The sequence below is a fragment of the Knoellia locipacati genome (assembly GCF_007992835.1).
Taxonomy (GTDB): Bacteria; Actinomycetota; Actinomycetes; order Actinomycetales; family Dermatophilaceae; genus Knoellia; species Knoellia locipacati.
The window spans coordinates 74,089-92,838 of record NZ_BKBA01000006.1 but is presented as its reverse complement, the minus strand read 5'-3'; the positions used below and the strand labels follow the sequence as shown (position 1 = coordinate 92,838).

The following is an 18,750-nucleotide window of genomic DNA, read 5'->3' as shown; positions in this document are numbered from 1 at the left end:
AGGCACGAGGAGATCTCCGATGATCCGCACCGCCCGCCCGTTTGCACCGCTGAGCCTGGCCGCCACCGCAGCCGCCTCCCTCGTCCTCGTGACGGCGTGCTCGAGCGGTGCTGGCAACGGCACCGGGACCGGCGCCGAGGCCAGGACCGAGCCCGGCAAGCCCGGTGGCACGGCCGTCTTCGCCATGACGAGCGACCCGGACACCCTCATGCCGTGGAAGGCCACGCAGTTCCAGGCGGTCAACGTCCTCGGCAACGTCTACGGCACGCTCACCGAGTACGACAAGGACCTCAAGACCGTCCCCGGGCTCGCCGAGAAGTGGGAGCCTTCGGCCGACGGCAAGACCCTCACCCTCACCCTGCGCAAGGGCGTGAAGTTCACCGACGGCAGCGACTTCGACTCGGCCGACGTGAAGTTCTCCCTCGACGCGATCCGTGACGAGAAGACCGCCGCCGTCGCCCGCAGCGCCCTCACGAACGTCACCGAGGTCACGGCGACCGACCCGTCCACCGTCACGCTGACCCTCTCCGCACCCGACGCGGCCCTCCCGTCCGGTCTCGCGAGCGTCAACCTCGCCATGCTCCCCTCCGAGGCCTCGGACGCCGCCGTGATGAGCGCACTCGAGTCCACGCCCAACGGCACCGGCCCGTTCACCTTCGACAGCCGCACCCCGTCGCAGTCGGTCAAGCTCAAGCGCAACGACGCCTACTGGGGCGACAAGGCGCTGCTCGACGCCCTCGAGTTCCGGGTCATGCCCGACGAGAACGCCATCGTCACCGCGCTCAAGTCCGGCAACGTCCAGCTCGCCACGATCAACGACCCGCTCGTCGCCCGCACCGCCGAGGGCGGCGACCTCACCACCACCAAGACGCCGCAGCTGAGCTACCACACGCTCCAGCTCAAGGCCTCGAGCACGACGCAGCCCGCCCTGGCCGACCTCAACGTCCGTCTCGCCATCGCGTGCGCCGTCGACCGCCAGCAGGTCCTCGACACCGCGGCATACGGAGAGGGCGAGGTGACCGGTCCGATCACGGCGCCGGCCTACAAGTCCGACCCCGACGCCCGTCCCTGCCCCAAGCGCGACGTCGCCAAGGCCAAGGAGTACCTCGCCAAGGCGGGCGGCGGTGCCCTCGTCCTCAAGACGATCGTCAGCCAGGGTGAGTACGCCACCTCGGTCAACGAGGCGCAGAACCTCAAGAGCCAGCTCGCCGAGGCCGGGATCACCCTCGACCTCGAGGTGCTCGACATCGCCGCGTTCGTCAAGCGCTGGGTGGCCGGTGACTTCGAGGCCGCCGTCGCGCTCAACGGTGGACGCCCGGACCCCGACACGATGTACGGCCGCTACTTCACGAGCAAGGGCAACCTCCAGAAGGTCGCCGGCTACTCCTCGCCCGAGCTCGACGCGCTGTTCGCCGAGGGGAAGGCGACGTCCGACGAGGGCAAGCGCAAGGAGATCTACGCCAAGGTCTCCCGGGAGCTCGAGGACGACGCGGCCTGGGTGTGGCTGTTCACCGGCAACTCGTACACGGTCGCGTCGTCCAAGGTCGCCGGCTTCGTCCCGATGAGCAACGGCAGCCTGCAGTCGCTGCGCACGACGACCATCCAGTGACCTCGCAGGCACTGAGGCGGCTCACCTGGCGCCTCGTCGCGGTCGCGGCGACGCTGTTCGGGGTGGCACTGCTCGTCTTCGTCATGCTCCGCGCGATCCCCGGTGACCAGATCACCGCCTCGCTCGGCACGGAGGCGGCGGCGCTCACCCCGGGCCAGCAGGCGGCGCTGCGCGAGTACTACGGCATCGACCAGCCGCTCGTCGCGCAGTTCTTCTCGTGGCTCGGCGAGCTCGTCCAGGGCAACCTCGGCTGGTCGGTCCGGTCGCGCACGAGCGTGGCCTCGCTGACGATGTCCGCCCTCCCGGTGACCCTCGAGCTGGCCCTGCTCTCGATCCTCGTCGCGCTCGCCATCGGCATCCCGGTCGGCATGCTCGCCGCCGCGGCCCCCAACACGTGGCGCGACGGCCTCGGCCAGCTCGTCGCCCTGCTCGGCCTGTCGGTCCCGGCGTTCCTCCTCGCGAGCTTCCTGCTCACCTATGCCGCGTCGGGAGTCGGGTTCAACCCGAACGGACAGCCGTATGCCGTCCCCTGGGACTCCGTCTCCGCGCTGGGTCTCAACCTGCAGCAGATGCTGCTGCCGGCGCTCACCCTCGGCTTCGGGATCGCGGCCCCGATCGCACGCACGACCCGGACCGCGGTGCTGTCGGTGCGCGACGAGGACTTCGTCCGCACGGCCCGCGCCAAGGGCGTCGGCGAGCGACGGCTGCGCCGTCGTCACGTGCTGCGCAACGCCCTGCTGCCCGTGACGACGATGACCGGCCTCCAGCTCGGCTACCTCCTCGGTGGCGCCGTCGTCGTCGAGCAGATCTTCTCGCTGCCCGGCATCGGGCGACAGGTCCTGCTCGGCATCCAGCAGAAGGACTACGCCGTCGTGCAGAGCACCGTCCTCGTCATCGCCCTCGCGTTCGTCCTCGTCAACATCGTCACCGACCTCGCCTACCGCGTCGTCGACCCCCGGGTGCGTGCGTCATGAGTGGCGAGGCCACCGGCGACCTCACCGTCGACGTCACGTCGGCGCCGACCCGGCCGTGGCACCGGCTGCGCCGCTCGGTCCCCGGCGTCTTGGGGCTCGTCATCATGGCGGTCCTCCTCGTCGTCGCGGTCCTCGCCTGGCTCGGCGCCCTGCCCTACGACCCGATCGCGCAGGATGCGCCCAACCGGCTCCAGCGACCCTCGGGCGCCCACTGGTTCGGCACCGACCAGTTCGGCCGCGACGTGTTCTCGCGGGTGGCCGCGGGTCTGGCCAACTCGGTGCTCATCGCCGGCGTGGCGGTGGCACTGTCGGCAGCCGTCGGGACGCTGGCCGGTGTCGTCGCGGGCTACCTGCGCGGGGCGGTCGACGCCGTCTTCGGCGGGGTGGCCAACGTGTTCTTCGCGTTCCCGCCGCTGCTGCTCGCGCTGACGCTCGTGTCGGTGCTCGACCGCACGTGGTTCACCGTCGCGCTCGCGATCGCCGTCGTCTACGTGCCGATCTTCTTCCGGGTGGCACGCGGACCGGTGCTGTCGCTGCGCGAGCAGGACTTCGTCCGGGCGGCCGTGAGCACGGGCCAGAACCCGTGGGCGACGATGGCGCTGCACGTCCTGCCCAACATCAGCGGGCTCGTCATCGTGCAGACCGCGCTCTCGCTGTCGTGGGCCGTGCTCACCGAGGCGTCGCTGTCGTTCCTCGGCCTCGGCGCCCCACCACCCGCACCGTCGCTGGGCTCGATGATCTTCGAGTCCCGCAACATCGTGTCGATCGCGAACTGGACGATGATCGCCCCCGGCATCATCGTCGTGCTCCTCGTGGCCGGCCTCAACCTCCTCGGCCACGGACTCCGCGACGCCTTCGACGTCAAGGGACGTGACTGACCATGCGCTGGCTCGGACTCATCTCCGGCACCTCCCTGGACGCCGTCGACGCCGTCGTCGTCGACCTCACGATCGAGGGCGAGACCCTCGAGGCACGAGTCGTCGGTGGCCGGTCGACGCCCTACCCACCCGAGCTGCGCTCGCGGCTCATCGCCGCGCTCCCCCCGGGGCCCTGCACCGCGCACGAGCTCACCCAGCTCGACACCCTCGTCGGCCAGCACTTCGCGTCCGTGGCGGCCTCGGTCGCCGAGGAGGCCGGTGGCGTCGACGCGGTGTCGAGCCACGGCCAGACGACCTACCACTGGGTCGAGGGCGGCCACGCCCTCGGGACGATGCAGATCGGCCAGCCGGCGTGGATCGCCGAGCGTCTCGGCGTCCCGGTGGTGAGCGACCTGCGCGCGAGGGACGTTGCGGCACACGGCCACGGCGCACCCCTCGTCCCGCTGCTCGACGTCCTCGCGCTCGCCGGCGCAGGGGCCACCGACGACGTCGTCGCGGCGCTCAACCTCGGTGGCATCTCGAACATGACCCGTGTCGAACCGGCAGCGGGCGGAGAACCGAGCATCACGGCATACGACATCGGTCCGGCCAACGGGCTCGTCGACGCGGTCGTGACCGGCCGCGGGCTCACGCCGGTGGGCTACGACGCGGGTGGCGAGATCGCCGCGGCCGGCACGGTCGACGACGCGCTGCTCGCGACGCTCCTGGCCGACCCCTACTACGACCTGCCGGCGCCGAAGTCGACCGGCAAGGAGTACTTCCACCTCGGCCACGTCCTCGCCGCGCTCGGCGGCCGCGCGATGGACGACGCCGACCTCGTCGCGACCCTGACGCGCCTCACCGGCGAGGTCGTCGGGCGAGAGCTGTTGCGCACCAGGGTCGCTCGCGTCCTCGCGTCCGGCGGCGGTTGCGACAATTCCGTCCTCATGCGGGCGATCGCCGACGCGGCGCCCGGCGTCCGGATCGACACCACCGAGGACCTCGGGATCCCGACCGACCTCAAGGAGGCGTTCGCCTTCGCGCTCATGGGGTGGGCGACGTGGCACGGGCTGCCGGGCAACGTCCCCGCCGCGACCGGGGCGTCCGGCCCGCGCATCCTCGGCTCGATCACCCCCGGAGCCGGCCCGTTGCGCCTGCCCGAGCCGCTGCCCGCGCTGCCACGTGCCTTGGTGGTCGTGCGGTGACCCGGCTGCGCGTCGCCACGCGAGACGACCTCGCGGCGGTCCAGGACCTCTTCTGGGAGTGCTGGACGACCTCGTATGCCGTCTTCGCGCCCGCCGAGGCCCTCGCCCGGCTCCCACGCGAGGACGCCGACGCGCTCTGGTCCGACGCGCTCGGGCAGGGCGAGACCCTCGTGGCCGTCGGCGGCTCGGACGAGGTGCTGGGGGTCGTGCGCTTCACCGCCGAGGACGACCGGCTCGCGGTCCACTCGCTCTACGTCGCACCTGCGGCCCAGGGACGCGGAATCGGCGGGCTGCTCCTCGACGCCGCCGACGCGGCCGCCGGCGAGGTCTCCGGGTCAGACCTGTGGGTGTTCACCCACAACGCCTCGGCGCGGGCCTTCTACGAGGCGCGCGGCTGGCGACCCGACGGCGGCACTCGCGTCGACGACCGCTTCGGTATGCCGGAGACCCACCTCACCCGGACCGCTCCCGGTCACGCGGCGCGCGTCCTCGTGGGGCGCGGCGTCTGCGTCTGCGAGAGCGAGAACCCGCCTGCCGGGGCCGTCGTGGGCGTGTGGACGCCGGGCCGCGAGGAGGTGCGGGCAGCCGGGGTGCGCGACACGGCCGGCGCGCCCATGACCGGCGACACGGTCCACGACCTCGCATCGGTGACCAAGCTCGTCACGACCTGCGCCGTGATGTCGCTCGTCTCGGCGGGCCGGCTCGACCTCGACTCCCCCGTGTCGCGACACCTCGCGTGGTCGGGGCCCGACCCGACGGTCCGCGAGCTGCTGCAGCACCGTGCCGGCCTCCTGCCCTGGCAGCCGCTGCACCACGTGGCCCGACGTCGCGAGGACGTGCTGTCCCTTGTGCCTGGGCTCCCCCGCGGCGGCGGGACCGGGGAGGCGTTCGCCTACTCGGACCTGTCGTTCATCACGCTCGGCGCCGTCGTCGAGGCCGTCACCGGGCTGGGGCTCGACGCGGCGATCCGGTCGATGGTCACCGAGCCGCTGGGCATCGGGCTGCACTTCCGCCCGGGTCCCGGGGCCGTCGACGCGGGCGACGACGCGGGCCCGGCCGATGCGGGCCACGACGCGAGCCCGACCGACACCGATGACGACGACGTCGCCGAGTCCGCGCTCGACGAGGGCTGGGAGGAGCGGATGATCGCCACCGGCGAGCCGTATCCCGTCCACCTCACCCCCGCCACCGACCTCCCGCCGGTGCCACGGCGCCCGGGTCCGGTCCGCGGCACCGTCCACGACGCCAACGCCTTCCACGCCATGGGTGGGGTGTCGGGGCACGCCGGCCTGTTCGGATCGGTCCCCGACCTGCTCCAGCTGGGTCGGGCCCTGCTCGACACGCGCCACGGCCTGTGGAGCGAGGCCGTCGTCGCCGAGTTCACCACCGCCGGCCCCGACCCGTTGCAGGGTCTGGGCTTCCGCCTGCGACCGTTGGGTGAGGAACGCGCCGGGGGACCGAGGATCGCGTGGCACCCGGGCTTCACTGGCATCGCCCTCGGGGTCCGGATCGGCGCCGAACCCGCCGCCGTCGCGATGGCGACCAACCGGCACCTGCACGACGGCGCACCCGTGCCCACCGACCGGCTGTGGGAGCGCGTGCTCCAGGCCGAGCTGCTCGCCGAGGAGGCGCACCGATGACCCACGACGCTCCTGCGCTGAGCATCACCGACCTGCACATCGGCTTCCGCTCCCGCCGCGGGCTGTCCACGGCCGTGCGGGGGGTGTCGTTCGACATCGCCCGGGGCGAGACCCTTGCCCTCGTCGGCGAGTCCGGCTCGGGCAAGTCGACGACCGCTGCGGCCGTGAACCGGCTGCTCCCCGACACCGCCGAGATCAGCGAGGGCTCCATCGTCGTCGCCGGTCGTGACGTCGCCGCGCTCGCGCCGCGCGAGCTGCAGGCGCTGCGCGGCGCGGGGATCGGGCTCGTCCCGCAGGACCCGATGACCAACCTCAACCCGGTGATGCGGATCGGGGACCAGATCGCCGAGGCCTTCGAGGTCCACGACGTGGCCACGGGTTCGCAGGCCCACGACCGGGCCGTGCAGCTGCTCGAGGCCGTCGGCATCCCGGACGCCGCAACCCGCGCCCGGCAGTACCCCCACGAGTTCTCCGGTGGCATGCGCCAGCGCGTCCTCATCGCGATGGGGCTGGCGTGCAAGCCGGCGCTGCTCATCGCCGACGAGCCGACGTCCGCCCTCGACGTCACCGTCCAGCGGCGCGTGCTCGACCTCCTCGCCGACCTCACCGACGAGATGGGGACCGCGGTCCTGCTCATCACGCACGACCTCACGCTCGCTGCCGAGCGCGCCGACCGGGTCGCGGTCATGCAGGCCGGCGAGATCGTCGAGATCGGCACCGCTCACGACGTCATGCACGCGCCGCAGCACGACTACACCCGACGCCTGCTCGCCGCCATCCCCGGCACCACGGCGACCCCGCGCGATCAACCTGCCTCCAGCGGCACCGAGTCGAGCGGCACCGGGTCCAGCGGCGCCGCTGCCACGCCGCTCGTCGAGGTCCGCGACCTCGTCAAGGTCTACGGAGGTGGAACGAAGGCATACGCGGCCGTCGACGGGGTGAGCCTCACCATCCCGGCCGGGAGGACCGTCTCGGTCGTCGGCGAGTCCGGGTCGGGCAAGTCCACCGTGGCCAACATGCTTCTCGGCCTCGTCGAGCCGACCTCGGGCACGGTCCTCGTCGACGGGCAGCCCGTCGCCGGCGGGCGCAGGGCGCTCAAGGCGGTGCGGCGCCGAATCCAGCCGGTGTTCCAGAACCCGTACGCCTCGCTCGACCCGAGGTTCACCGTCGGGCGCAGCGTGGCCGAGCCCATGGGTGTGCACGGGATCGGCGACAAGGCGTCGCGTCGGGCCCGGGTCGCCGAGCTCCTCGAGCAGGTCGCACTGCCGGCCGACGTCGCCGACCGCCACCCCCACCAGCTCTCCGGCGGCCAGCGGCAACGCGTCGCCATCGCCCGCGCCCTGTCGCTCGAGCCTGACCTCGTCGTCCTCGACGAGGCGGTGTCGGCCCTGGACGTGCTCGTCCAGCAGCAGATCCTCGAGCTGTTGGCCCGGCTGCAGTCCGAGCTCGGCCTGGCCTACCTCTTCATCAGCCACGACCTCGCCGTCGTGAGGATGATCTCGGACGAGGTCCACGTCATGCAGCAGGGGCGGATCGTCGAGTCGGGTTCTCCCGAGGCGCTGTTCAGCTCGCCGCAGGAGGACTACACGCAGGAGCTGCTGTCCGCGATCCCCAGGGGCGCCTAGCGCAGGAGCGACGAGGTCACAAACTCGGCGACCTCGCGGTGCCACGTCGGCGCGTGCCGGAGCATCGCGTGCCCCTCGTCCTCGACCGGCCGCCACGTGACGTCGGCGCCCTCGGCACTCAGCTGCTCGCCGAGTCGCTCGGTGCGACGAGGGTCGGTCGTCGTGTCGTCGACGCCGTGCATGAGCAGCACCCGCAGGCCAGGGCGTCCCGGTCGCGGGTCGCCCTCCTCGACCCAGGGTGCGAGTGCGACGACGGTCGTGACGTCGGGCTCACCGGCGAGGTGGGTGACGACCCGGCCACCCATGGAGTGACCGACCAGCGCGACGGGCAGGCCGGCATACCTCTCGCGGACGCGGCCGAGCGCCCAGCGGGCGTCGGTGAGCGGCGTCTGCTCCGGGCCGTTCCAGCCGAAGTAGCGGTTCTTGAGGCGCACGACCGCGAGCCGGTCGCCGGCCCTCTTCTCGATCGCCTTGGCGAACGGCCACATCCGCAGGACCGGGCCCTCCCACCACGGCATCGGGCCGAAGCCCTTCTCGCCACCGCCGTGGAGGACGAGGACGACGCCCTGCGGCGAGTCCGGCATGGTGCCGCGCAGGTCGTGGGCGACGAGCCGACCCAGAGGAGCCTTCACGAGCGCTCGCCGGCGGCGACCTCGTCGACCAGCCACGCGGCATACGCGGCACTGGCCTCGACGATCGGGACGGCGATGATCTCGGGAGTCTCGTAGGGGTGCTCCTCGCCGACGCGGTCGAGGATCTCCTCGAAGCGCGACCGGTGCGTCTTGGCGACGACGAGCTGCTCCTCGGCGGTCGTCACCGCCCCGTCCCACCGGAACGTGGACACGACGCCGGGCACGACCTGGACGCAGGCGGCGAGCCGTTCGTCGACGAGCAGCCGCGCGAGCCGCTGGGCGTCGGCGGCCGGGGCCGCGATGCGGACCTCGAGCAAACCGTTGCCACCGGACATGCGTCAGACCTGCGTGCGGTGGAAGTTCTTGAACGAGCGGCTGGCGGTCGGGCCGCGCTGCCCCTGGTAGTGAGAGCCGTACTTCGAGGAGCCGTAGGGGTTCTCGACGGGGCTGGACACCCGGAAGAAGCAGAGCTGTCCGACCTTCATCCCCGGCCACAGCTTGATCGGGAGGGTCGCGACGTTGCTCAGCTCGAGCGTGACGTGGCCGCTGAAGCCCGGGTCGACGAACCCCGCCGTCGCGTGGGTGAGCAGGCCGAGCCGGCCCAGGCTCGACTTGCCCTCCACGCGCGCGGCGACGTCGTCGGGCAGGGTGACCGTCTCGTAGATCGAGCCGAGGACGAACTCACCGGGGTGCAGCACGAACGGCTCGTCCGGCTCGACCTCGACCAGCCGGGTGAGGTCGGGCTGGTCCTCGGCCGGGTCGATGTAGGGGTACTTGTGGTTGTCGAACAACCGGAAGTACCGGTCGAGGCGCACGTCGACGCTGCTCGGTTGGATCATCTCCGGATCCCACGGGTCCAGGACCACGCGTCCGTTGTCGATCTCGGTCTTGATGTCACGGTCGCTGAGCAGCACCCGCCAAATCTAACCGTGCTGGGCGAACTCGTGTGCGTCGGCGGGGATGAGCCGGGTCGCGAGGGCCACGAGCCCGAGGAGCGCGACGGCCACGACGAGGACGACGAGGTATGCCGGCCGGAACAGTTCCAGGGGCAGCCGCGCCTCCTGCGCGCCCGCCACCTCGAAGAAGAGCGTGCCGAGCGTGGCTGCTCCGACGGCGTTGGCGAGCTGGGTCGTCGTGTTGAACAGGCCCGACGCGGAGCCGGCGTGACGGCCCTCGACCTTGCCGAGGCCGAGCGGCGCGATCGACGACACCATGAAGCCGAAGCCGAGTCCGACGACGGCGAACGCGGGCACGAAGGCCCAGTGGCTCGTCGTGGTCGTCGCGTCGTCGACGACGAGGGCGAGGATGCCGAGCCCGGCAGCCATGATGACGGCGCCCATGAGGAGGACCTGCCGCCCGATGCGCGGCATGAGGACCGCTGCCCCGGAGCCGGCGCCGATGGTCGCGGCGATGGCGAACGGGATGTTGACCAAGCCCGCCTTGAGCACCGACCAGCCGAGCCCGGCCTGGAGGTAGAGGGTCGTCGAGAGGAAGTAGCCGGCGCAGACGACGAAGAGCAGCGAGCCGACGATGGTGGCGCCGCGGAAGCCGCGACCGACGCTGCGGGAGTACAGCGAGGTGGTGACCAGCGGGTCGCCACCGTCCCGCTCGGCGCGGCGCTGGGAGGCAAGGAAGGCGGCGAGCACGACGAGACCGCCGGCCATCACGGCATACGACCAGAGGGGCCACCCGAGCTCGTGACCCATGGTGAGGGGGTAGAGGACGGCGAGGAGGCCGACCGCGAGGACGAGGACCGAGCGCGAGCTGATCGAGGTGGGGTGCTCGGAGCGGGACTCCGGGATGAACCGCAGGGCCGCGACGAGGGCGACGACGCCGACCGGGATGTTGACGAGGAAGACCGCACGCCAGCCGCTGAGGTCGGTGAGGACGGCGCCGAGGATCGGCCCGGCGACGCTCGCGAGACCTGCGAGGCCGGAGAAGATGCCCATCGCGGTGCCGCGCTCGTGGGGCGCGTACATCACCTGGATGCTCGTGAGGACCTGCGGCACCATCGCGGCGGCCGCGACTCCCTGCAGGGCGCGGAAGGCGACGAGCAGCTCGATGTTGGGCGACCAGCCGCAGGCGGCCGAGGCGATGGTGAAGCCGACGAGGCCGAGGAGGAACAGTCGCTTGCGGCCGAAGCGGTCGCCGAGCCGGGCACCGGCGATGAGGGCGATGCCGAAGGTCAGGGGGTAGGCCGCGACGACCCACTGGAGCATCGAGGCGCTGGCCCCGAGCGCGCGCTCGATGGTCGGGAGCGCGACGTTGACGATGGTCACGTCGATGAGCTCCATCATCGAGGCGAGGAGGAGGCTCACGAGGGCGAGAGTGCGGGTGCGGCCCGAGATCGCCGGGGACGTGATCGCTGCGGGGGCTGTTGTCGTGGTCATGGAACCGACGCTAGAAGTGCTTCCGGTCAGTTTCTGTCCGCTATGTCTGCAACTCTGGATCCATGGCGAACACGAGCTCACGCACCCTGCGGCTGCTGTCGCTCCTCCAGACCCACCGGTTCTGGCCCGGTGTCGAGCTGGCCTCCCGGCTCGAGGTGTCGGAGCGGACGCTGCGCCGCGACATCGACCGGCTGCGCGAGCTGGGCTATCCGGTGTCGTCGTCGCGCGGGCTGGAGGGCGGCTACCAGCTCGGGTCCGGCGGGTCGATGCCGCCGCTCGTCGTCGACGAGAACGAGGCGATCGCCATGGTCGTCGCCCTGGGGCAGACGGCGTCGGCCCAGTCGGGAGCCCTGGCCGACTCGACGCTGTCCGCGCTGTCGAAGGTCGTGCAGGTCCTGCCCGCGCGGCTGCGGCGTAGGGCCGAGTCGTTGCGTGCGGTGACGGTGGACTCGCCGTTCGCGGAGGCGCCCGAGGTCTCGGCGGGGGTGCTCGGGGCGCTGGCGCAGGCGATCCGGGATGCCGAGCGGGTTCGGTTCTCCTACACCGCCCGTGGTGGTGCCCGTGCCGGCGAGCAGGCCCTTCGGCACGTCGAGCCGCACCAGCTCGTGACGGTGGGGCGGCGGTGGTACCTGCTCGCGTTCGACCTGGAGCGGGCCGACTGGCGCTCGTTCCGGCTCGACCGGCTGGGCGACCCGCAGGGGACCAAGTCGCTGTTCCGCCGGCGGGCGATCCCGGGCGGCGATGCGGCGGCCTACGTGCGGGCGGGACTGTCGGGTCGCACCGAGGGGCACCGGCTCGTGACCGTGGTTGCGGCTCCTGCGGCGGAGGTCGAGAAGCGGATCGGCCGCTGGACGACGGTCGAGTCGCTCGATGACGGGCGGTGTCGTGTCACGGGCGAGGCGCGGGACGTGGGGTTCCTGCTGCTCGGCATGGGACTGGTCGAGGCACCGTTCACGGTCGAGGAGGCGAGCGACGAGGTCCGGGCGGCTCTCGCGTCGTGGTCGACACGGTTCGCGGCAGCGTCGGCGTCGTCATCGGCGGCGTCGGCGTCGGCGGGCGAGGTTGCGGCGTCCGCCAAGGCGTCCGCGAGGTGACGACGCCGGTGGGTTAAACTTCCAGCCGCGCCCTCACGTGGGGGCGCTTGCCGGTGTAGCTCAATGGTAGAGCGCCAGCTTCCCAAGCTGGACACGCGGGTTCGATTCCCGTCACCGGCTCCCTCATGTTCCCGCAGGTCAGGGCCGCGCCCCGGCACCGAGGGCCTGCTTTCCGAGTCGGACTTGCACGCAGTGAGCCACCAACGAGCCACTACTGGCACAGGAACCAGTGCTCACGTCTCGCTCCGCTGGCCACGGATGAGCGTGTCCAGACGGTCGGCAAGGTGTCGCGATCGGGCATCCGTCGCGTGTTGATAAATCAACGCCGCCCGCACCGTTGAGTGCCCCATCCGTTGCATCAGCTCACGCGTCGAGGCTCCGGTTTGGGCGGCGAGATGGTTGCCGGTGTGGCGCAGGTCGTGGAAGTGGAAATGCGCGGGTAGCCCGGCACGGTCCAAGGCTTGGGCCCAACGCGCCACCGAGCGCCAGTTCCCTCGCCTCGGCGTGCCGCCCTTCTCGCCGGTGAAGACCGCGGACTCCAGTGAGTACGCGACCTGCACGTGCAGGTGGCTCCGCAACTCCTCAACCAGCACACCCGGGATGGCCACCGTCCGGGTGCGGTCGTTCTTGGGGAGGGTGGTTTCGAGTCGGCCACCACGCTCGCTCACCGCTCGCCGGACATGAATCAGGCCCGCGTCAAGGTCGAGGTCGCGCCGATGAAGGCCCACCAGCTCCCCCCAGCGCAGGCTGGCCAGGGCTGCCGTGAGCACGAAGACGCGGTAGTTCGGCGCGACATGGTCGGCAAGAGTGAAGACCTCGTCCACGGTGGCGATGGGCCTCTCGGCCGGCCTCTCACGATCAGCACCCCGGATCCGACAGGGATTCCTCGGGATTCGGCCGTCGTCCACGGCGGTGTTGAGGATGGCTCGAAGAAGCCGGTAGCTCTTGGCCGTCGTCGACTCGGAGCGCCCATCATCTCGGAGGTGTGCACGCCACCCTCGTACGGAGTCTGGTCTGATCTGGTCGAGCTGCATCCGCCCCAAATAGGGCTCGATGTGCAGCCGGAAGAGTCCTTCGTACAGGTCTCGCGTCCGACTGCTCACTCGATGTTCCTTGACCCAGCGACCGCCGTAGTCCGAGAGCGTGACCCGTGCGAGCTCAGGATCGGTCCAAGAACCCTGCATCAAGCTCGTCTGTTGGGCAGCCAACCAGGCGTGGGCATCCGCCTTGCTCACGAAGCTGCGTCCCGCAAACCGGCGCAGGCCGTCTGGGGCGAGGTAGCTGGCCGAGTAACGCCCGGACGGCCGCTTGCGGACCGCGCCGAAGGGTCGTCGTGCCGGACTCATGACGCGCAACCCCGGTTGGCTCGGTGCACGACTTCCACGGTCCCCTCGTCGAGGAACTCGTCGATGGCTGACTCGGGAATTCGCACGAAGCGACCGAGCTTCACGAACCGGATCCTGCGCTGCGCGACCAGCCGGCGAGGAAAGCGGCCCGTCGTTCCCATCACCGCGGCTGCCTCCTCCAGCGTGTACAGCTTCTCCATCCCCGCTCACCTACCGGCTCGCTGCAGACTGCCGAATTGTTTGTCCACAGGTGGGTCGTGAGCGTTGGCCATCGCCTTGGCCAATTCGTACTGCGCACGCCAGCGCCGGCGCTCAAGAATGGTCGCCACGAGCATCGCCGCCTTCGTGCCGGCACCCGGGATCACGGCCGCCCACTCGAACCGTGCGTTCCCGTCCTCGTCCACGACCTGCGCAGCCATTCGGTCCACAGCAGCCACCTCGATCCCGGCCGATGTGAGCGCCTGCCGAACGACCTCGGACCGGTCCGCTCGGTGCCCCGCCAGCGTCTTGCCCGACCATCCACGCGAGACCAGGACGCGACGTCCACCGAGCCCGAGGTGTTCTCGTGAGTGGGCTTTCGAGCGGCACCACCCCGGCTCCATCCCGGGCCCGACAGTTCGAGGCTGGATGCCGATGCGGAGCCAGTTCGGACAGTCGGGAGAACACGGAAGGAAGCGCACCTCGGCGTAGAGGCGGTCAATGTGCATGTCGTACGCGAGCTCGACGCGGCCGTCGGTCGCGAAGGTCTCCGCTAACGCTTTGGTGAGGTACTTCGTGAGGTAGCGAACGGCCCGATCCGTCTCGGGAACTCCTGCGATCAAGCCCTTGGCGTCGGTCTGGCTGCCAAAGCGCACGACGTGGGCGGGTTTGGCATCCGCGTTCTTGTCCAGCTCAGTGAGTGCGTCGTCCCACGTCTGCAACGGGATGCCCGTCTGCGGGTCCACGTAGTCCATGCCATCCCACGCCGGCGTGTCCTGTACGTACTTGGGCCGGTCCAAAGAAGGCCACCAGATGCTGACGTACGTCGCCTTCGTCACGGCCTTGATGACTTGCCGCGGGATCGCACCGCGCGTTGCGACGTGGAAGTGTGGAGCGAGCCGGCGTTGAGCTTCGATGGCGCCGAAGTACTGCACCTTGAAGCCGGCGCACCGGCGGAGGTTCTGGAACCACCGGTCGAGCAGCTTCGAGAAGTGGAGCGCATCCATGGCCGCCCTTCGGTAGTCGTAGCGCTCCGGGTCAACCGGCACGCCTGTTCCAGGGCGGATCCGGCCGTAGCCGGGCAGGGTCAGAGTGATGAACATGGACGGTCGATAGAGCCTTCCGTCATTCCCCTCGAAGACGCGTCCCAGGGTCCCGGCGTCCTGCGGGAGGCGCGGCAAATCGGGGACGTCATCGCGACGGCGCGTCGAACGAACAACACGCTCTTCGTCGTCCGAGTCGTCGCCTTCGTCGTCCTCGTCGTCGCATTGCGACCGGTCATCGTCCTTGTCCACTGGTTCGATTTCCAGGTGCCACCCCTCCAAGCACTGCTGGACCCTCAGTGCGCGTGCTCGTTCTGCGCATGAGGGGCACTGGCTGGCGCGGGTTGACTGGCAGGGCAGGGAGACGACGGCAACCTCTCCGGTCGTGGTGTCCACCACCCGGCGGAACAGGGGGCGCGTGCACACGCGTTCTTTTGCCGCGAGCTCGCGTACAGCCTCCAGCGGCGCCTCAGCTGGCTGTGGCACGACGTTCCGCCTCCACGTCCAGCACGCTCTCGACGATGAGGTCGACAGGGATGCCCTGCCGAGCCGTATGGATCATGCCTTCGCGCTTGGGTGGCGTGTAGCCGCCCCAGACACCAAACTCCTCGGCGTAGGCGATGGACGAGGCAAGACACAACCGCCGAACCGGACACTCTCGGCACATCGCGAGGACCCGTCCGTTTGGCTTGGTGCGCTCCGTGAACCACAGGGCGACGTCGTGCTTGACGCATGAACCGTCCAAGCGCCATCGGATGCCGAGGAGCTGACGCCGCATCTCTGCGTTCCGGAACCGTATGCCGTCCGCGAAGTCGCCGTAGATCCTCTGCGATGCTTCTCCCACCTTCCGTCGCCGGCTCATGCCGCCTCCTCCGCCTTGTGCGTCACTCGTCGGTGAGATGCCGCAATGCAATCCGCTAGTGACTGCACCTCGTGGTCCGCGAGATACGCCGAGCGGACGCGCTGGATGTCGCGATTCCCCTCGATTCGGACGTAGGCGACGCCCGGTTGAAGTTCCGAGATGTGGTCGGCCAAGGCGCCTCGCTCTCGAGCGCCATCGCCCAGGACCATGTCGACTTGGATCGGGTTGTCCAGCCGCATGGCCACCCGCGTCGGGAACAGGTCGCGCCAAGTGACGACGTCCTTGCCGGGATCCTGGACGGCGGCCACCACAGTGATGCCGACTGCTCGCCCCTGGGTCAGCAGGAGGCCCAACGCCTGCTCCACCCTGCGGACGGTGGCACGCTCAGCGAACGCCGTAAGGGTCGCGAGCTCGTCGACAACCAGCACGATGTGAGGGCTCTCCGGGTGAGGAGAGTGTTTGCGCAGCCCATGGGTGGACAGCGCCAGGGTTCGCCGGGTCTTGAGGTCAACGAGCTCCTCGAGGAGGCCACACATGTCCTCCGGGGATCGAGCCTCGAACCGCGCGAACGCTGAGCGCCCGAGCCCCAGCTCCATCCCGCCCTTGGGGTCGATGGCCCAAACTTCTACCCATCGCTCCCTGATCGCGCCAGAGAGTCCGGCGACCAAGGACCACAGGACCGACCCTTTGCCTGCCCCCGTCGCACCCGCGATGAGAACGTGTGTCCCCTCCAGGCGGAGGCGCCACGGCCGGCCGTCGTCACACAGTCCCAGCCTCAAGGCGGCGAGGTTCGGGGACTCGTCCGAAGAGGTGCGCACTGTGGGCCTCAGGGGGTCGCGCCGGCGGAGCTCAAGCCATACGCGGCCGGGTCGCGCAGCCAGGACACGCGTCTCTGCGACACCGAAGGCCTGGCCGACCGCCTGCGCACGAGCCGCCACATCCTCCGGAGTCAGCCCGACGGGGAGTCGGAGGAGAAGTCGCTCGGCTCCTGTCCCCTGAACACGCACCTTGAGCAGCCGAGCGACCTCCGGATCCCTCCTTTCCCTTGAGGACAGGTTCGGCTCACGCACGACCAAGCCGCACCGCCGCGCGACGTGCGGGAACCAGAGCCGATACGCGGGTGTCCGCCACGCCTGGCTCAGGGCCGGCCTCAGTGTGCGGTCGTAGCTCGAGCGGTGCGCGAACCGCCAGAGGACTCCTAGTCCAACGAACGCGGTCAGCGAGGCCACTGACCCGCGCCACCCAAGGAGCCAGGTGGTCCCGAGCCCAGCGGCGGCCACACCCACCAGGATCGGCGCGTGAACGACCAAGCGCACCGTCGCCAACATGGCGGCCGCCACGAACCACACCGATCGGATCACCCCTTCGACGATGAGCGGGATTGCCTCGTCGGACTCGAACATCTGGTTCCTCGGGGAGTTCTTCATGACTGCAACTCCTTTCTCACCTGGGCGTGCAGGTCTTCGATCTGCCCGACGGATCGACCCATCTGACGCTCAAGCCGAACCAGCCCTTCCTCGAGCTCGAGGTCAGGGCAACCGTGGAACGCGATGCGCAGACGGAGGATGGCGTCATCCAGTCGGGATGCCTCGCGAAGGAGAACCCGGATGGCGTCGGCCAAGTCGTCGGGGCCGACGTCGAGGGTGTTCGCCCACTGCATAGGAGTACCGATCCTCATCAGGAGGCCCTCGCCAGGTCGGAGACGTGTTCCTCCAGTCGCTCGCCAGCCATGCCGAGCGATCGACAGGCGGCTTCGAGCAAGAGAACGAGCTCCTCGTCTGGTGCGCCCCTCAGGCCCAAACGCAGCCGGTTGACGTCGGCGTGTGTTTCCTCGACCACCCGGATGCGCGCCTTGAGCGCCCACGCCAGCTCCTTGTCGCCGACACCGAGGAGATCGGTCCACGCGGCGATGTCGACGCGTCGCACGCTCAGGCCGCCTTGCCGTCACCAGCGGCGGGCTTTGTGCTGGCCGGTCGACCCGGGGACTTCATGCCACTCGCCTTGTACGAGTAAACGACGCTGCTGAAGTCGCCGCTCTCTTGGATGTAGGCGAGCGCCGTGAGGCCCTCGAACTCCACTGGCGTGAACGGTGACGAACCGTCGTTCGCCGGCGGCACAGGCTGAACCTTGGCCGCGATCTTGACGGACACCGTCTTCTGCTTCCGAGGGGCGGTCGGGTCAGCATCGACGATGTCGACGGACCAGAGGAGCAGGCCGTTGTCCTTGTCGACCTGCTGGATCTTCGTCTCCTTCGTCGACCGTTCGAAGTCGTTGACCGGGGTGACCTCGCTGACGAGGTACGCGCCGCCCGGGAAGGCGACCTCGTGTGAGATGGGGAATCGTCCTGCAAGTGCCATGGCCTGCGTCCTTTCTCTGGTTCGAGTGAAGCCGATGTGGCACTTCCCATTTCACGGTTATCCACAGGGACGGCATCACCACGTGGCGGGACACCTCGGGACGTCCTAACGTGGAGATGGCGTCCCGGAACGTCCCACATCGTCCTGAGGGAGAGTCGTGGTCAACGACAGGCTCAAGAGCGCGATAAGGAGCGCTGGGCTCACAAGCCAAGAGCTCAGCGAACGCATACAGGTCGACCCGAAGACCATTGACCGCTGGGTGGCCAGTGGGCGCCAGCCTCATGCGGCCAACCGTCGGCGACTCGCCCTCGCTCTGGGCGCGGATGAGGACTTTCTGTGGCCAAATGCGCTCTCGGACAGTCAAATTCAGGAAGTGAGCCAGTCGGAGCTTGTTCACATCTACACTTCCCGGGCCATGATTCCCGTGGCGGCGTGGGAGACAATGCTGGCCAACACGAGCGAGTCACTAGACGTCCTCGCGTTCGCGGCAAGCTTCCTGCACGATGCACTCCCGAACCTTCACGACGACCTTCGGGATCGAGCCTCGGCTGGCGTTCGCGTGCGACTACTTCTTGCCGACCCGGATTCTGAGGCGGTGGCAGTGCGAGGCGAAGAGGAGCACATCGGGTCTTCACTGGCAGAGAGATGCCGCCTGAGTTGGAAGTACTTCCGCCCGCTCCTCGACGTGCCCAACGTCGAGGCAAGGATGCACTCCAGCACGTTGTACGCGTCGATGTTCCGTTTTGACGACGACCTCCTGCTCAATCACCACCTCCTGGGCGCTCCCGCAAGCCAATCCTCCGTTCAGCACCTGCATCGGCTGCCGGCCGGACGACTCTTCGGCAACGCGGTCGCATCACTTGAGCGTGCGTGGCATGGGGCCCGCCCGGTGACGGGGACGGAACTGCCCTAATCTCG

At 70.0% G+C, this 18,750-nt stretch carries 20 protein-coding genes and 1 tRNA gene; 9 read left to right on the top strand and 12 right to left on the bottom strand.

Annotation, left to right across the window (positions count from 1 at the left end; all coding sequences use genetic code 11):
- The first annotated feature begins 19 nt into the window (after positions 1-19).
- From KLO01_RS08020 to KLO01_RS07995, 6 genes are read left to right on the top strand one after another with little or no spacing between them, the layout of a single operon-like run.
- Positions 20-1,609 (top strand): ABC transporter substrate-binding protein, encoded by a 1,590-nt coding sequence (locus KLO01_RS08020; RefSeq protein ID WP_186827964.1) that lies wholly within the window; start codon positions 20-22, stop codon positions 1,607-1,609.
- The gene (locus KLO01_RS08015; protein WP_147063947.1) at positions 1,606-2,583 is read left to right on the top strand and encodes an ABC transporter permease; all 978 of its coding nucleotides are present in this window, start codon (positions 1,606-1,608) and stop codon (positions 2,581-2,583) included. The genes KLO01_RS08020 and KLO01_RS08015 overlap by 4 nt, the downstream gene beginning before the upstream one ends.
- Positions 2,580-3,461: an ABC transporter permease gene (locus KLO01_RS08010; protein WP_147063945.1), complete on the top strand. Its 882-nt coding sequence runs from the start codon at positions 2,580-2,582 to the stop codon at positions 3,459-3,461. The genes KLO01_RS08015 and KLO01_RS08010 overlap by 4 nt, the downstream gene beginning before the upstream one ends.
- A 2-nt stretch (positions 3,462-3,463) precedes the next feature.
- The gene (locus tag KLO01_RS08005) at positions 3,464-4,645 is read left to right on the top strand and encodes an anhydro-N-acetylmuramic acid kinase (RefSeq protein ID WP_147063943.1); all 1,182 of its coding nucleotides are present in this window, start codon (positions 3,464-3,466) and stop codon (positions 4,643-4,645) included.
- The gene (locus tag KLO01_RS08000; protein ID WP_147063941.1) at positions 4,642-6,285 is read left to right on the top strand and encodes a GNAT family N-acetyltransferase; all 1,644 of its coding nucleotides are present in this window, start codon (positions 4,642-4,644) and stop codon (positions 6,283-6,285) included. The genes KLO01_RS08005 and KLO01_RS08000 overlap by 4 nt, the downstream gene beginning before the upstream one ends.
- The gene (locus KLO01_RS07995; RefSeq protein ID WP_147063939.1) at positions 6,282-7,910 is read left to right on the top strand and encodes an ABC transporter ATP-binding protein; all 1,629 of its coding nucleotides are present in this window, start codon (positions 6,282-6,284) and stop codon (positions 7,908-7,910) included. Before KLO01_RS08000 ends, KLO01_RS07995 begins: the two co-directional genes overlap by 4 nt.
- On the opposite strand, the gene KLO01_RS07990 is transcribed toward KLO01_RS07995, so the two are convergent.
- Genes KLO01_RS07990 through KLO01_RS07975 form a run of 4 tightly spaced genes read right to left on the bottom strand, consistent with a single transcriptional unit; the run spans position 7,907 to position 10,932 of the window.
- On the bottom strand, positions 7,907-8,542 hold the full coding sequence (locus KLO01_RS07990; RefSeq protein ID WP_222611955.1) for an alpha/beta hydrolase: 636 nt from the start codon (positions 8,540-8,542) through the stop codon (positions 7,907-7,909). The genes KLO01_RS07995 and KLO01_RS07990 overlap by 4 nt on opposite strands.
- Positions 8,539-8,877 carry a divalent-cation tolerance protein CutA gene (gene cutA, locus KLO01_RS07985; protein WP_147063937.1) on the bottom strand — a complete coding sequence of 113 codons (339 nt, stop codon included), beginning with the start codon at positions 8,875-8,877 and terminating at the stop codon, positions 8,539-8,541. The genes KLO01_RS07990 and cutA overlap by 4 nt, the downstream gene beginning before the upstream one ends.
- A 3-nt stretch (positions 8,878-8,880) precedes the next feature.
- A complete protein-coding gene (gene dcd / locus KLO01_RS07980) occupies positions 8,881-9,456 on the bottom strand; it encodes a dCTP deaminase (RefSeq protein ID WP_147063935.1) in 576 nt (191 codons plus the stop codon).
- Between the two features lie 9 nt (positions 9,457-9,465).
- The gene (locus tag KLO01_RS07975; protein ID WP_246136113.1) at positions 9,466-10,932 is read right to left on the bottom strand and encodes an MFS transporter; all 1,467 of its coding nucleotides are present in this window, start codon (positions 10,930-10,932) and stop codon (positions 9,466-9,468) included.
- Positions 10,933-10,994: 62 nt separating this feature from the next.
- Between KLO01_RS07975 and KLO01_RS07970 the strand changes: the two genes are divergently transcribed.
- Both KLO01_RS07970 and KLO01_RS07965 read left to right on the top strand, forming a co-directional pair.
- Positions 10,995-12,026, top strand: coding sequence for a helix-turn-helix transcriptional regulator (locus tag KLO01_RS07970; RefSeq protein WP_147063933.1), 1,032 nt, complete (start codon positions 10,995-10,997; stop codon positions 12,024-12,026).
- A gap of 49 nt (positions 12,027-12,075) precedes the next feature.
- Positions 12,076-12,146: transfer RNA gene (locus KLO01_RS07965), tRNA-Gly, on the top strand.
- 113 nt (positions 12,147-12,259) lie between these two features.
- Here KLO01_RS07965 and KLO01_RS07960 read toward each other — a convergent pair.
- The 8 genes from KLO01_RS07960 to KLO01_RS07925 are packed head-to-tail and all read right to left on the bottom strand — an operon-like array spanning position 12,260 to position 17,832.
- On the bottom strand, positions 12,260-13,372 hold the full coding sequence (locus tag KLO01_RS07960; protein WP_147063930.1) for a tyrosine-type recombinase/integrase: 1,113 nt from the start codon (positions 13,370-13,372) through the stop codon (positions 12,260-12,262).
- Positions 13,369-13,572, bottom strand: a complete 204-nt coding sequence (locus KLO01_RS07955) for an excisionase family DNA-binding protein (RefSeq protein ID WP_147063929.1) — start codon at positions 13,570-13,572, stop codon at positions 13,369-13,371. Before KLO01_RS07955 ends, KLO01_RS07960 begins: the two co-directional genes overlap by 4 nt.
- Positions 13,573-13,578: 6 nt before the next feature.
- The gene (locus KLO01_RS07950; RefSeq protein ID WP_307725659.1) at positions 13,579-15,099 is read right to left on the bottom strand and encodes a replication initiator; all 1,521 of its coding nucleotides are present in this window, start codon (positions 15,097-15,099) and stop codon (positions 13,579-13,581) included.
- On the bottom strand, positions 15,083-15,475 hold the full coding sequence (locus KLO01_RS07945) for a WhiB family transcriptional regulator (RefSeq protein ID WP_147063927.1): 393 nt from the start codon (positions 15,473-15,475) through the stop codon (positions 15,083-15,085). Before KLO01_RS07945 ends, KLO01_RS07950 begins: the two co-directional genes overlap by 17 nt.
- Complete coding sequence (locus KLO01_RS07940) at positions 15,472-16,902, bottom strand: FtsK/SpoIIIE domain-containing protein (protein WP_147063925.1); 1,431 nt, start codon at positions 16,900-16,902, stop codon at positions 15,472-15,474. Before KLO01_RS07940 ends, KLO01_RS07945 begins: the two co-directional genes overlap by 4 nt.
- Positions 16,899-17,135 (bottom strand): hypothetical protein, encoded by a 237-nt coding sequence (locus KLO01_RS07935; RefSeq protein WP_147063923.1) that lies wholly within the window; start codon positions 17,133-17,135, stop codon positions 16,899-16,901. Before KLO01_RS07935 ends, KLO01_RS07940 begins: the two co-directional genes overlap by 4 nt.
- 17 nt (positions 17,136-17,152) lie before the next feature.
- Positions 17,153-17,401: a hypothetical protein gene (locus KLO01_RS07930; RefSeq protein WP_147063921.1), complete on the bottom strand. Its 249-nt coding sequence runs from the start codon at positions 17,399-17,401 to the stop codon at positions 17,153-17,155.
- Positions 17,402-17,403: 2 nt separating this feature from the next.
- Positions 17,404-17,832: a plasmid replication, integration and excision activator gene (locus tag KLO01_RS07925; RefSeq protein ID WP_147063919.1), complete on the bottom strand. Its 429-nt coding sequence runs from the start codon at positions 17,830-17,832 to the stop codon at positions 17,404-17,406.
- Between the two features lie 157 nt (positions 17,833-17,989).
- Here KLO01_RS07925 and KLO01_RS07920 point away from each other — a divergent pair, with 157 nt between their 5' ends.
- Positions 17,990-18,745: a helix-turn-helix domain-containing protein gene (locus KLO01_RS07920; RefSeq protein WP_147063917.1), complete on the top strand. Its 756-nt coding sequence runs from the start codon at positions 17,990-17,992 to the stop codon at positions 18,743-18,745.
- Positions 18,746-18,750: the final 5 nt, after the last annotated feature.